The organism is Pseudomonas oryzagri (assembly GCF_020831405.1).
Lineage (GTDB): Bacteria > Pseudomonadota > Gammaproteobacteria > Pseudomonadales > Pseudomonadaceae > Geopseudomonas > Geopseudomonas oryzagri.
In genome coordinates this window covers 44,053-57,212 of sequence record NZ_JAJHPU010000045.1, presented here as the reverse complement: position 1 = coordinate 57,212, position 13,160 = coordinate 44,053, and the positions used below count along the sequence as shown (strand labels likewise).

Below are 13,160 nucleotides of genomic sequence, written 5' to 3'. Positions count from 1 at the left end.
AGGAAGTCGCGGCGTGGAGTCGTCCGCCTACAGCCGGCCGACCGCCTCGCTCAGGCGGGCGAGCAACTCGGGAACCAGCTGCAGGCGCCGGCCCTCCTCCTCCAGCACGCGCTCGAAGGCGCGCTTCTTCAGCGCCTCGACCGCCAGACCGCCGCGCAGGTTGGCCGGCACCGTGCTGAGCAGGATGTCGAACAGGCGGTCCACCGCGTGCAGCCGCCCCCACAGGTAGTCGTTCTCGCGCACCGCGCGGCCGAGAAAGCCGCCGAAACCGGCGAAGGAGCTGCCGAGCAGCACCGGCTTGCCGTCGCCCAGGACGAGGCTGCTGGCATCCTCGGGGCTGATGCGGTCGACCAGGATCTCCTCGATCGGACCGGCCTCCAGCGCCAGCGCGCTGGCGGTCGGGCGCAGGATGATGTCCCAGAAGAAGTAGCCCAGGTAGCCGGTAAGGATGGCGATCCGGCTCGCCTCCGGCAGCTTCTGCACCAGCGACGAGGCCAGCACGGCGTCGACATTGTCGACCGTGCGGGCCATGTCGCACTCCTGGGCCAGGCGCTCGACCAGGCGGGAGATTTCCGCGCAGGCGTCGGCGTCCAGGCGCTCGACCGTGAGCGTGTCGGTCCCGTCCTCGCCGAGGAACAGCTCGCGGCAGGCGGTCACCGCATGGCGACTGAGAAAGTCGAGGTCGTCGTAGACCAGCAGTTCGGTGACGCACTTGTAGATCTTGATCTTCAGCAGGTCGAGCGCTTCGGTCTCCGCCTCGGCGGCGCTGCCGCTGCTGAGGTCGGGATACAGCTCGTTGATCTCGTGCAGCACGAAGTTCAGCCGGCGCCTTTTGTAGATCAGCCCGAAGTCCAGGACCATCCGTGCGAACAGCGGCAGATCGGCATTGCTGTAGAGATGCTCGGGCATCTTGTAGGTTTCGGCAATGATGCCCTGGCGCTGCGCCCAGACTTCCATCACCTCCTGCACCCGGCGCGCCTGCGGCGAATCGGCGGTGTACTCGCAGGCCGCGCCGATCAGCTTGGCGACGAAGTCCAGCGCCTCGAAGATCAGCGCACGCATCCAGGCGTCGTAGACGATCGCCGTGCCGGACAGCAGGGTGATCGACAACAGCCGCCAGTGGCGCAGATCCTCCACGCTGAAGCCGCTCTTGAGCTTGCCGGCGGTCTCCTCCTCGATAAGCCGGGAGATCTGCGGCCGGGCGTTGAGGATGGCCGCCTTGAGCCGGCGCGCCTGGATGTTGTAGTGGCTGATCGCCACCAGTTCGTTGTACACCGGCCCCTGGCGCGGCAGATCGCTGAGGGCGCCGCGCAGGGTGGCGAAGAAGCCCGGCACCCCGGTGCCCGCCTGCCGCCTGCCCTTGGGATGCGGGTCGATGTACACCAGGCGGCGATCCACCTCGCGCAGCGCGCCGTGGGTGTAGATGGCTTCGACGCAGGCCATGATCGGCTTGTTGTCGAGCACGCTGCCGTCCACCAGCACCGCATCCTCGGGGTTCTCGCCGCGCGCCAGGTAGTCGCGGAAGCTGCCCGCCAGGAAACGCGAGCGCCCCGGCCAGGGCATGTGACGCTGGGCGAGCAGGTCGTCGATCTCGCGCAGCTGGGCCGGCGGGAAGGCCCCCGGATAGGAGGCCGAAGCCCGCCCGGCGAAGGCCAGCGAGGGGAAGTTGTCGACGTCGAAGTCGCTCTGCAGATGGCCGGTCTTGCGGTGTTCCAGGGTGAAGCGCAGCAGGTGGCGGTGCTCGCGCTCGTAGGCCACCGGCGGATCGTGGATGAAGATCGGCCGCTCCAGACCGCGAAAGTCGGTCACCGTGACCAACAGATCGAGCCGGTCGCCCTTGGGCAGCAGCGACTCCCACTCCACCGCCTGGCTGTTCATCGCCGTCAGGCCGTCGAGCAGCAGGGTGCTCAGGCGGCGGCCGTCGAGCGGCGGCTTGAACCAGCGCGAGCGCAGGAATACCGAGATGCGCTTGGCCATCTCGGTGTCGGCCCGTCCCGGCAGCAGCCCCTCGCGGCCCAGGCGCGCCAGCAGCGGGCGCATCAGCGGCCAGAAGTACCACTTGCTCCACATCCGCGCCTTGGCCTCGGGAGCCAGCAGGCTGAGCATGTCGGCCTGTTCGAGCCACATGTTGGTGATCGGCATCAGCGTGCGGTCGTGAGCCAGGGCGGTCGACAGGGTGATGCCGTTGATGCCCCCCGCCGAGGAGCCGGCGATCACGTCGACGATCACCCGCAGGGCGATGTCCTTGCCGAGGACGTCGAGGAATTCGCGGTAGACATCGCCGGTGGAGCGCTCCGGCTCGTCGGGATAGAGCTCATGGAAGCTGCGCTTGGCGAGGTCCTCGTCCTCGCCGGAACGGCCGGCGTGGTAGATCTTGGAGGCGCGCACCAGATTGAGGATTTCGCGGTTGATGCCGTGCTGATAGACGGCCAGCGATACCCCGCCGAAGTAGACGAGCGCCAGCCGCAGTTCTTTCTCTTTCATGGTCAGCGCGTACCGGGCGGGTGGCTGTCCAGGCCGGCGAACCGGCCTGCTGCGCCGCCCTGCGCCGGGGCTCCACGAACGCCGCCTGCCGGCAGCCGCTCGCGGAGGGAAGCGAGACGCCTCCTCCATTCCCAAGAAAGCTAGCCCAGAACGCGTGCGGCTGCCGACGTTGGACAGTGCTGCACGCTCCGCAGGTCAGCGCGCCTGTCCCAGCAGCGCTCTGGCCGAGTCCTTGCGCAACAGCTCATACAGAACCATCAGGAACACCTCGCGCGTCGCCTCGTCGCTGAGCAGCTTGGTTGCCATCGCCTGGTGGCTGCTCATCGCGCCGGAGATGGCCTGGATGGCCTTGATCGGCAGGTCGGCCTTCATGGCCTGTTCCATGGGGTTGTTCTGCACCTGGGCCATCACCACGCTGTCGGCGCGCAGCTTCTCGGACACGTGGACGGCGAAGGCCACTTGGTCGGTGTCGCCGATGCCCTGGCCGAAGGCGTTGTTGAGCTTTTCGATCAGGTCGGAGAGGTACTTCTTCTCGCGATCACGGGCTTCGCGCAGGCCGTTGTCGGTCATGCCGTACAGGCCCGGCACCTCGGCCTGCACACCGACGCCGACCAGTCCTTCGCCCTTCTTGATCTTGTAGTGGCTGAGCTTGAGGTCGCCCATGTCCACCTGCTCGGCGCTGATGCCCTTCAGACGCTTGCGCAGCAGCCGGGCATAGCTGGCAAAGGCCTCCAGTGTCGGGTCACCGAACTCCACCAGCTGGGCGATGTACTCGTAGCTGCGCACGAACTTGGACAGGCTCTCGCTGAAGATCATCAGCTCGTCGCGCTTCTTGCAGTACTCCGCGCGCTGCACGTCGGCGTACTGCATTCCCTGCTCGTCGCCGCTGTCGTGGGCAGACTCCCAGGCCTTCTCCCACTGGTCGATGGCATCGGTCAGCGCATTCAGTTTCTTGTTGAAACGGTCGGTAGCCGCCTGGGTCAGGCTGTAGAGCTTCTGGTGGGTGACGCTCTTGTCGACGATGGCCTCGCCGAACGCCGCCACCTCGGCCTGCTCGTAGATGAACATGCCGTCCAGGCGCTGCTTGATGTCGTAGACGATGTTCGGGTCCTGGACATCCGCTACCTGGGCGTCGCGGTAGAAGGTCTTGAACGCGGCGAGGATCTCCTCCGCCTCGTTGGCGAAGTCGATCACATAGGTCTTGTCCTTGCCGGGGAAGGTGCGGTTCAGCCGCGAGAGGGTCTGCACCGCCTCCACCCCGGAGATCTTCTTGTCCAGGTACATGGCCACCAGCTTGGGCTGGTCGAAGCCGGTCTGGTACTTGTTGGCGACGATCATCACCCGGTAATCGGGCGTGTCGAACACCTTGCGCATGTCGCGGCCGTTCAAGCCTGGGTTGAGGTTGCCCTCGCTGAACGGATGGTCCGTCGGCAGACTCGGCTCCCGAACCTCGGCATTCGGCACCTCGCCGGAGAACGCCACCATGGCCTGCACGTTGTCGTAGCCCTTGCGCCGGCAGTAGTCCTGCAGCGCAAGGTGGTACTTCACCGCCGCTGCCCGCGAGCCGGTGACCACCATGGCCTTGGCCTGGCCACCGAGCAGGTGGGCGACGTTCTTGCGGAAGTGCTCGACGATCAGCTCGACCTTCTGGCCGACGTTCACCGGGTTGAGCGACAGCCACTTGGCCAGCGCACGCTTACCGCTCTTCTCGTCCACGCGCTTGTCGTCGACGAACTCGCTGCCGATTTTGAAGGCCACCTGGTAGCTGGTGTAGTTCTTCAGCACGTCGAGGATGAATCCCTCCTCGATGGCCTGCTGCATGGTGTAGAGGTGGAACGGCGCCGGCGGATTGTCCTGGCTGACCGGCAGCGCCGGATTGCGCGGGCGACCGAACAGGCTGAGGGTCGAATGCTTGGGCGTGGCGGTGAAGGCGAAGTAGCTGGCATTGCCCGGCCGCTGCCGCGACGATTGCCAGACCGACAAGCGCTCCTCCTTGCTGAGCTTCTCCCACTCCTCCTCGCTCTCTCCGGTCAGCACATAGCGCAGGTCGTCGGCGGTGCTGCCGCCGGTGGAGCTGTGCGCCTCGTCGATGATGATCGCGAAGCGGCGGTCGCGCAGGCTCTGCTCGCCGAGGATGGCCTTCTGCGCGTGGGGGAAGGTCTGCAGGGTGCAGACGATGATCGGCACACCCTCCAGCATCGCCTTGGCCAGTTGCTGGCTCTTCGGCAGGCTGGACTGCTGGCGGTCGATGGCGCACACCACCCCGGCCTGGTGCTCGATCTGCTGGATGGCGTCCTGCAGCTGCTGGTCGAGCACCTGGCGGTCGGTCACCACGATCACGCTGTGGAAGTACGGCTCGCCGTCCGGGCGGCGCACGCGGATCAGCGAGTGCGCAGTCCAGGCGATGGTGTTGGTCTTGCCGGAACCGGCGCTGTGCTGGATCAGGTACGGCTGGCCGACGCCCTCGACGCGCACCGCGTCGATCATCCGTGTCACGCCTTCCCACTGGTGGAAGCGTGGGAAGATCAGCGCCTCCTTGTAGTAGGTCTTGCCGCTGGCGTCTTGGGCCTCCTTGCGCTCCTGCAGCACGAAGCGCTGGAAGATGTGCAGCCAGTTGCCCTTCTGCAGCACGTGCTCCCAGAAGTAGCTGACCGGATAGCCATCCTCGCAGGGTGGGTTGCCGGCCGCGCCGTCGTTGCCGCGGTTGAACGGCAGGAAGAAGGTTGCATCCCCGGCCAGCCGGGTGGTCATGCGGATGTCGCTGTCGCTCATGGCGAAATGCACCACCGCACCGCGCTTGAAGGTCAGCAGCGGCTCCAGCCCGCCGCTCTTGCGCTCGGGGCGGCGGTCCATGCGGTACTGCTGCATCGCCGCCTGCACCGACTGGGTGAAGTCGGTCTTCAGCTCCACCGTGGCCACCGGAATACCGTTGATGAACAAGGCCAGATCGATTTCGTCGGCCTTGTCCAGCGAATAGCGCAGCTGCGGCACCACGCGCAGGCGGTTGGCCGCATAGCGCTGGATTACCGTGTCGTTGCGCTCGTCCTCGGGCAGGCCCTGACTCATCGCCAGGGTGCCACCACCGGCCACCGCGAAGCCGTAACGCAGCACGTTCACCGTGCCGCCTTCGGCCTTGTTCTCCAGCTGCTTGACCAGCCGGTCGAGGATCACCGTCTCGGTGCCCTCGCCTGCTCCATTGATGGCGCGCAGCTTGGCCATGGCCTGCGGCTGGGTTTCATCCAGCCAGCCCAGTACGTCCTCCCGGTACAGCGCCCGCGCCGGGTCATAGCCGGCGGACTTGCCCACCAGCCACCCCGCAGCCTCCAGTTGCTCGACGATGTAGCGTTCCAGTTCGCATTCGTGGTGGATGTGGCTCATCTGCGGTCCTTCTTGACTCGAAACCATCGGCCCCGAACAGCTGCCATGTGTCCGTCTGGCCATACATAAATCGATTTGTGTCCGAGATCTCGCCAATTTCCGGACACAAAGTTGAGCAATCAGCTCTCGTCTTGCGTAAAGGCTTTCTGCTCCGCCAACAAGGCCCGCTCGCGGTCAAGCTCAGCGCGCAGCTCCTCCTCGCTGGGCAGCACCAGCTTGTATTTGCTGGCGAACAACTGCTCGCTGCCGTGCAGCACCGAGTAGCGCACCACCGATGCGTCCTTCTGCGCACAGAGGATGATGCCCACCGTCGGATTGTCGTCCGGACCGCGCCTCAGGTCGTCGTACATGCGCACGTACATGTCCATCTGGCCGATGTCCTGGTGGGTTAGCTCGCCGCGCTTGAGGTCGAAGATCACGAAGCATTTGAGCAGGTAGTTGTAGAACACCAGGTCGATGTAGAAATCCTTGCTCTCGGTGCTGATGCGCTGCTGCCGCGCCACGAAGGCGAAGCCCTTGCCCAGCTCCAACAGGAACCCCTGCAGCTGGCCGATCAGCGCCTGTTCCAGGTCGCTTTCCAGAAGGGTGCCTGCGCTGGGCAGGCCAAGGAATTCCAGCAGTACCGGATCGCGCACGAACTCGCGCGGGCTCTTGCCCATCACCCGCAGGTTGGCCTCGGCTTCCTGCTCCACCGCCACACGGTCTTGGCTGGCCAGTAGACGCTCGTAGTAGAGGGTACCGATCTGCCGGTCCAGGGCACGAGTGGTCCAGCCCTGCTCGGCTGCCTCGTTCATGTACCAGTGGCGCGCGCTGTCGCTGTCTACCTTGAGCAGGGTGCGGTAGTGGGTCCAGCTCAATTCGTGACGCAGCGCGTCACAAATCGGGAAGGCTTGGTAAAACAAGCGCATATAGCGCAAGTTCGACGCATCGAAGCCCCTGCCGAACTCAGCGCTCAGCACCTTGGCCAGGCTCGGCAGTAACTTCTTGCCATAGGCCGCACGGGCCTCACCACCCTGCTCGAACTCGACGATATGCCGGCCGACTTCCCAGCAGGTCTGTACTTGGATGGCATCCACGGCGCGCAGCGCCCGCTGGCGGGCCTGGCGAATCAGCTCGCCGAGGCTGCTTAAAAGGGGCTGCAGCGGCAGATTGAGATCGCTCGGTTTCGGCTTGCTCATTCGGCCTCCGCCACGGGGTCAAGGCTGGTCAGCTGCTGGTCCTGCCATGCTGCATAGGTTTGCCCGGTACCGTCCACCAGCCAGGAGGTACGGCCGTTGGCCGCCCGCCCACAGACCACGGCCGCTGCCGCACTCGGGCTGCTGAAGGCGTAATCGTCGCTGAACACCAGATGCTCGGGGCTTTCGGCGACCAGCACGTCCTCGGCCACCAGTTGGCGGAACAGTCCCCGATAGCCGCGCTCGGTGCCAACCCAGTCCGCCCGTGCCTTGGAGCCCTTGAGAACGAAAAACTCGCCGTCGATCTCCTGACCCTGCGCGGTGATGCGATAGCGCGGCACCTCCAGGGTGAACAACGGGGAGCGGGAGACCGGCGCTGCCGGGCTTGGCGCGCTGACGGTCGAGGGCCTGGCCAGCTCGCGTAGAAAGTCGAACCCCAACACCGGCAGCACGGTGCGGATTTGCTCCAGGAAGAATGCCATGTCGGCGCGGTCGGATTCCGGCAGGTTGCCGTAGTCGTGGGCGGTGCCGTTGCCCAGCACGCAGCGGCCGGCACTGGCGACGATGCCGATCAGCTTGCTTTCCAGGTACTTCGCATGGGCCTTGGTCAGGTTCTGGTCCTTGCTGGTGACCAGGCAGACCCGCTCCCAGAAGTCCTTGCCGCCCTGCTCCTCGGGGCGGTTGTGCTGCTTGAGGCGCTGGGCCACGTCGTCCGATTCGCCGACATACACCCGGGTGCGCAGGCTGTCGTCCGGGTCGGGACCGACCAGGAAGTACACGCCAGTACGCGCGCACTCGGGACGCTGCACCAGCTCGGCCAGCTTGCTGCGCGGGCCGGTCAGCACATGGCCGGTCCAGTTCATGATCTCGGCGGTCAGCAGCCCGTTGGGAGTCCCGTCCACCAGAAACAGGCGAATGCTGCGACCCTGACTCATACCTCCTCCCGCAGGTCGATTTGGCCGGTGACGGCAGCGGTGATCAGGGCGGAGCGGCGTTCTTTGAGGAGTTCGCTGCTGCGTTCGGTCTTAGTCACAAGTTCGTCTATCCGCTGCGTTTCACTCTCAATGTGGCGAGCTATCGCACCCTGCTCATCCAACGGCGGGCATACAACGAACATCTGACTGAGATGCGTCGGCCCAAAGTGCTGAATCGTAGAGCCGGCCTTGAAAAAATCGATCTGCGTCGAAAAAAGATCAGATACCACCAGAGACCGGATGTATTCTTTGAGCATGACGCTGTTTTTTTCTCGCAGACGGATCAGTCCTGTATAAGCAACTGCCCCAACTGTCTCAGCGGCCACCTCGCAAACTGTCCCCATACTGGCACTGGCGCTAATCAAAAGATCGCCTTGTTCCAGTCGAAAATGTCTCCACTGCCGCTCAACTTTGTCTGGACTGAGGTAATTACAACCTTCAAGGCTTGCCCACCGATTTTGGACGCCTGCGACACGGAGAAGAGGAATACCCTCATCACAGAAGTCGGCAGCCATGATGCCTGGCCCCTCTTGAAAGTCGATACAGACCTTGAAGGGCTTAACAGCCCAATGCTCCGGCACCTCCCCCAGCCACTCCACACCGGAGTCCTTCATCTTCACGTTCGGGTCGAGGCCCTTGGTGACGGCATGGGTGATCAGCGCCTGGCGCTTTTCGCGCAGCAGTTCGATAAAGCGGGTCTTCTTCGCCACCAGCGCGTCGATGCGGGCGGTTTCGCGGGTAGCAGCAGCCATGATCTGATCCTGCTCCGCAGGCTCTGGCAATGCGACAGGCAGATCAAGAATCACCGACTGCGAAATATTGAGCATCGAAGAACTGGCGCCCGTCGCCTCGATCTCGACGGCTCTGCGACCATGCACTGAAATCAGCGCAGCCAGAAATTCCGGCGTGACCCGTTCGCCAGCACGAATACGGTAAATCTTGTCGCACAGCAGCAGGTTCGGATAATTCTGTGGAGCAGACACACAACTGCCCACCAGTTCCCGCGTATTGGCACGAGAAACCAGTACATCCCCCTTGCACACTGCCAGCTCTGGCCTTGGCTCAAGGGATGCGGGTAATGCCTTATTTTCTTCCGGACGAAAACTGCCCCCATTAACGCAGCCGACTTTCAGTACGCCCCATTCATCACCAGTCGCCGGCCAAGACTCACACTCCGGACTCCAGCCTTGCTCGATGCTGCGCACCAGTCGCTTCAGTGGCACCTGCTCCCAATGCTCCGGCACCCTCCCCAACCACTCCACTCCGGAATCCTTGTAAGCCGGATACGGCTTGTAGTGGCTCATGCCGTCACCTCGCCCAGCAGTGCGGCGATCTCGGCCTCCACCGCCTTCAGATCGGCGTCGATCTCCGCCAGCGGGCGCGGCGGCTGGTAGACGTAGAAGTAACGGTTGAAGTTGATCTCGTAGCCAACAATGCCGACCTGGCCGTCCTTTGCATCAAGCTTGCCGGTGTCGATCCAGGCATCCGGCACGTGGGGTAGTACCTCGCGCTCGAAGTAGGCGTCGATGGACTGGCCGAGCGGCACGTTCTCGAACTCACGCAGATCGCTATCGGCCTGCATATTACCCTTGTCGTCCAACACCGGCTGGGCATCGGCGTCGCGGTCGCCGAAGCAGGCCAGTACGGCTTTCTGTGCGCCCTTGGAAAGTTTCTTGATACCCGCGGCCTTGAGGAAGGCCGGCAGGTTGTCGAAGTTGCCTTCCAACGCGGCAAAGGCTTCGGCTTGATCGGAACCCTTGGTGGCCTGGTAGGCGGCGAGCTTGTCCGCAGTGACCGAGAAGCGCAGGCGCAGCGGACGCTCGACGGTGATGCGCCGGTAGCCAAAATCGGTGGTGGCGAAGATCTTGCTGTTCGGGCCTTGCTCGAACGCTTCGTGCAGCTTGGCGATCTCGGCGATCTGCTCGTCGGACAGGTACTTGCGCTTGCTGCCCAGGCTCTTGCGCATCGGTGCGTGCATGGCGCTGGCGTCGATCAGCTGGACCTTGCCCTTGCGCAGCGCGTCCTTGTGGTTGGAGAGAATCCACACGTAGGTGCCGATGCCGGTGTTGTAGAACAGGTCGGTGGGCAGGGCGACGATCGCCTCCAGCCAGTCGTTCTCCAGAATCCAGCGGCGGATCTCCGACTCGCCGGAACCGGCGCCGCCGTTGAACAGCGGCGAACCGGACAGGACGATGCCAATGCGGGTGCCGCCCCCGCTCTGCAATGAAGGATCGACCGGCTTGCGCTTGGACAAGAGGTGCATGAGGAACAGCAGCGAGCCATCACCGACCCGCGGCAGGCCGGGGCCGAAGCGGCCGGCGTAGCCCTGCTGCGTGTGCTCATCCTGCACCTGCTTCTGCACCTTCTCCCACTTCACGCCGAACGGCGGGTTGGCCAGGCAGTAGTCGAACTGCTCAAAGGGCAGCTGGTCGTTGGACAGGGTGTTGCCGAGCTTGATGTTCTGGGTCGAGAAACCCTGGATCAGCTTGTCGGCCACCGAGATGGCGTAGGTCTCGGGGTTCAGCTCCTGGGCGTAGGGCACCAAGCGGGCGTTGGGGTTCCACTCGGCGACCTGCTCGATGGCCGAGGACAGGAAGCCGCCGGTGCCGGCCGCGCAGTCGTACACGGTACGCACCACGCCTTCGCCGTTCAGCGCCTGATGGTCGGGGGCGAACACCAGGGTAGTAGCCAGGCGCACCACGTCGCGCGGGGTGAAGAACTCCCCGGCGGTGTCATTGGCCGACTCGGCGAACTTGCGGATCAGGTGCTCGAACACCAGGCCCATCTCGTGGTTACTGATGGTGGCCGGGTGCAGGTCGATAGCGGCGAACTTCTGGGTCACCAGGTACAGCAGGTTGGCCTTCTCCAGCTTCTCCAGCCAGCCATCGAAGGCGAAGTGCTCGAACACCTGGCGGGCGTTGGCGGAGAACTTGGCGATGTAGTCCTCGAGGTTGGCGCGGGTGCTGGTGGAGCCGAGGCTGGCCAGGGAGAACTGCGAGACGTTGTAGAAGGTGGCGCCGGCGGTGCCGGGCAGCAGCAGATCGAGATCCACGCCGCTCGCCTTGAGCGCCTGGTACTGCGTGCGCACGGCATCGCGGGTCGGCTCCAGCACGCACTCCAGCCGCCGCAGCACGGTGAACGGCAGGATGATGCGGCCGAACTCGGACTGCTTGAAGTCGCCACGCAGCACGTCGGCCACGTTCCAGATGAAGTCGGCGAGGTTTTGCTGGTTCACGCGTATTTTCCCTTGGTCTGCGGATTGCCGGCGATGGCCGGCAAGGGTCTGCCGCAGAGGGGCGTAGTCGGAAAACGGAACCCTGAGAAAACGATCGTCCCTGCGGCTGACCTGAACGCCTAACGGGCGGTCCAGGCCGGGGCGCTAGGATGCCAGCATTTCCCCCGCGGAGCATCCTTTGGGGGCTTGCGAAGCGGACGACGTTCTGGGGTGGGCAGGGGCATCATCGGTATTCGCCCCTCCAACTCCCGCGCAGGTAAGAGTCCAGAAGTACCGGCGGCGCCCCCAAGCCTGGCCGCCGCTTTCGCGGGGATGCCGGGGCTGGACATCAGGGTGGCCTGTCAGGCTGCCCTCAATGCCCCGTCATCCCCCGTACAATCGGGAATCCACTACGCGGACCGGCAACGCCAGGCTTACTCGCTCCCGGCGAGGCGCTCCTGCTCCGGCGCCACACCGTCCCAGCCGCCGCCCAGCGCGGCGATCAGCTGCACGCTGGCGGTCAGCCGGCTGCCGAGCAGGGTCAGGCTGGTGCGCTCGTTGGACAGCGCCGCGGTCTGCACGCTGACCACGCTGTTGTAGTCGATGGTGCCGGCCTTGTACTGGTTCTCGATCAGGCGCAGGGACTCGCGGGCGGCTTCCAGCGCCTCCTGCTGCACGCCGCTCTCCTGCTCCAGCACGTCGAGCTGCACCAGGTAGTCCTCGACCTCGCGGAAGCTGTCCAGCACCGTCTGCCGGTAGGCGGCCACGGTCTGGTCGTAGCGCGCCTCGGCCTGGTCGACCTGCGAGCGGATCAGCCCGGCGTCGAACAGGGTCATGGCGAACTGCGGGCCGATCGACCAGAAGCGGTTGGGCGTGCTGATCCACTGGCTGAGGGTGTCGCTGCGATAGCCGCCTGTTGCACTGAGGCTCAGGCTGGGGAACCAGGCGGCCTTGGCCACGCCGATGTCGGCGTTGGCGCTCATCACCGCGCGCTCGGCGCTGGCCACGTCGGGGCGCCGCTCCAGCAGCTGCGAAGGCAGGCTGACCGGCACCGCCGGCAGTTGCGGCACGCTGTCCACCACGGCCAGCTCGAACTCGGCCGGCGGCACGCCGATCAGCACGGCGATGGCGTGCTCGAGCTGGGCGCGCTGGTACTTGAGGTCGATGGCCTGCGCCTCGGTGCTCTTGAGCTGGGTGCGCGCCTGGGTGACGTCGGATTTCGGCACGATGCCGGCCTCGTACTGGTTCTCGGTGAGCCGCAGCGAGCGGGCGTAGGCGGCCACCGTGGCGTCGAGCAGACGCTGCGCCTCGTCCAGCACGCGCAGCTGCAGGTAGTTCTGCGCCAGCTCCGACTGCAGGCTCAGGCGCACCGCGGCGAGATCGCCGGCGCTGGCGCCAAGGCTGGCATTGTCTGCCTCCAGCTGGCGGCGCAGCTTGCCCCACAGGTCGAGCTCCCAGTCGACGCCGAAGGTCAGGTCGTAGCTGGTGGAGATGCCGCCGGTGCTGACGCCGCTGGTCACCGTCGAACCGTCGGCCAGGCGCACCGTGCTCTGCCCAGTGCCCTCGCCCGAGCGGGTCTTGCTGGCGTTGCCCGACAGCGTGGGGAAGAACGAGGCGCGCGTGCCGCGCACCAGCGCCTGCGCTTCGCGGTACTGCGCCAGCGACTCGGCGAGGCTCTGGTTGGCGTTTTCCAGGCGCTGCTGCAGCTCGTTGAGGGTGGCGTCGCCATACAGCTCCCACCAGGCGCCGCGCGCCAGGGCGTCGGCCGGCTCGGCGGCCTTCCAGCCCTGCGCCTGCTTGAAGGCGGCCGGGGTATTGAGCTCGGGACGCTCGTAGTCCGGGCCGATGGCGCAACCGGCCAGGGCGAGCGACAACATCAATGTAGGGGCGAATTTATTCGCCTTGGTTGCCATGCCGATCAGGCGGGCGAACGAG

Annotated in this window: 7 protein-coding genes; all 7 read right to left on the bottom strand. The window is 65.2% G+C overall.

Features of this window, described 5'->3' with window-relative positions; genetic code table 11:
• Positions 1-27: 27 nt before the first annotated feature.
• Positions 28-2,484, bottom strand: a complete 2,457-nt coding sequence (locus LMJ29_RS20010; protein ID WP_229607295.1) for a patatin-like protein — start codon at positions 2,482-2,484, stop codon at positions 28-30.
• A 195-nt stretch (positions 2,485-2,679) separates the two neighbouring features.
• Positions 2,680-5,862 carry a type I restriction endonuclease subunit R gene (locus LMJ29_RS20005; RefSeq protein ID WP_229607294.1) on the bottom strand — a complete coding sequence of 1,061 codons (3,183 nt, stop codon included), beginning with the start codon at positions 5,860-5,862 and terminating at the stop codon, positions 2,680-2,682.
• 119 nt (positions 5,863-5,981) lie between these two features.
• Positions 5,982-7,040 (bottom strand): PDDEXK nuclease domain-containing protein, encoded by a 1,059-nt coding sequence (locus LMJ29_RS20000; RefSeq protein WP_229607293.1) that lies wholly within the window; start codon positions 7,038-7,040, stop codon positions 5,982-5,984.
• Positions 7,037-7,972 carry a GIY-YIG nuclease family protein gene (locus LMJ29_RS19995; protein ID WP_229607292.1) on the bottom strand — a complete coding sequence of 312 codons (936 nt, stop codon included), beginning with the start codon at positions 7,970-7,972 and terminating at the stop codon, positions 7,037-7,039. The genes LMJ29_RS20000 and LMJ29_RS19995 overlap by 4 nt, the downstream gene beginning before the upstream one ends.
• Positions 7,969-9,315: a restriction endonuclease subunit S gene (locus LMJ29_RS19990; protein WP_229607291.1), complete on the bottom strand. Its 1,347-nt coding sequence runs from the start codon at positions 9,313-9,315 to the stop codon at positions 7,969-7,971. The genes LMJ29_RS19995 and LMJ29_RS19990 overlap by 4 nt, the downstream gene beginning before the upstream one ends.
• On the bottom strand, positions 9,312-11,246 hold the full coding sequence (locus LMJ29_RS19985) for a type I restriction-modification system subunit M (RefSeq protein WP_229607290.1): 1,935 nt from the start codon (positions 11,244-11,246) through the stop codon (positions 9,312-9,314). Before LMJ29_RS19985 ends, LMJ29_RS19990 begins: the two co-directional genes overlap by 4 nt.
• Before the next feature lie 413 nt (positions 11,247-11,659).
• Positions 11,660-13,102, bottom strand: coding sequence for an efflux transporter outer membrane subunit (locus tag LMJ29_RS19980; RefSeq protein WP_319942236.1), 1,443 nt, complete (start codon positions 13,100-13,102; stop codon positions 11,660-11,662).
• Positions 13,103-13,160 lie beyond the last annotated feature (58 nt).

Coding starts and splice junctions, on each gene's coding strand:
- LMJ29_RS19995 (WP_229607292.1), bottom strand. CDS start 7,972: ATGAGTCAGGGTCGCAGCATTCGCCTGTTTCTGGTGGACGGGACTCCC.
- LMJ29_RS20000 (WP_229607293.1), bottom strand. CDS start 7,040: ATGAGCAAGCCGAAACCGAGCGATCTCAATCTGCCGCTGCAGCCCCTT.
- LMJ29_RS20005 (WP_229607294.1), bottom strand. CDS start 5,862: ATGAGCCACATCCACCACGAATGCGAACTGGAACGCTACATCGTCGAG.
- LMJ29_RS20010 (WP_229607295.1), bottom strand. CDS start 2,484: ATGAAAGAGAAAGAACTGCGGCTGGCGCTCGTCTACTTCGGCGGGGTA.
- LMJ29_RS19990 (WP_229607291.1), bottom strand. CDS start 9,315: ATGAGCCACTACAAGCCGTATCCGGCTTACAAGGATTCCGGAGTGGAG.
- LMJ29_RS19980 (WP_319942236.1), bottom strand. CDS start 13,102: ATGTTGTCGCTCGCCCTGGCCGGTTGCGCCATCGGCCCGGACTACGAG.